Raw genomic sequence first — 286 nt, forward strand, 5'->3', positions numbered from 1 at the left:
AGAAGTGGCTCGGGACGGAATCGAACCGCCGACACGAGGATTTTCAGTCCTCTGCTCTACCGACTGAGCTACCGAGCCATAACTGGCGGTCCCGACCGGGATCGAACCGGCGATCTCCTGCGTGACAGGCAGGCATGTTAACCGCTACACCACGGGACCGTTTGGTTGCGGGGACAGGATTTGAACCTGCGACCTTCGGGTTATGAGCCCGACGAGCTACCAGACTGCTCCACCCCGCGACGATATTGATTTACTGCTTTCTGCATGCCATTTTCTTAAGAAAATG

3 tRNA genes are annotated in these 286 nt (G+C 56.3%); all 3 read right to left on the minus strand.

Going from position 1 to position 286, the window contains the following annotated elements:
- Positions 1-5: 5 nt before the first annotated feature.
- Positions 6-78, minus strand: a tRNA-Phe gene (locus WDW90_RS39030).
- Between the two features lie 5 nt (positions 79-83).
- Positions 84-159, minus strand: a tRNA-Asp gene (locus WDW90_RS39035).
- 3 nt (positions 160-162) lie between these two features.
- Positions 163-239: transfer RNA gene (locus WDW90_RS39040), tRNA-Met, on the minus strand.
- Positions 240-286 lie beyond the last annotated feature (47 nt).

This window comes from Methylobacterium nigriterrae (assembly GCF_037106235.1).
In the GTDB taxonomy this organism is placed as follows: domain Bacteria; phylum Pseudomonadota; class Alphaproteobacteria; order Rhizobiales; family Beijerinckiaceae; genus Methylobacterium; species Methylobacterium nigriterrae.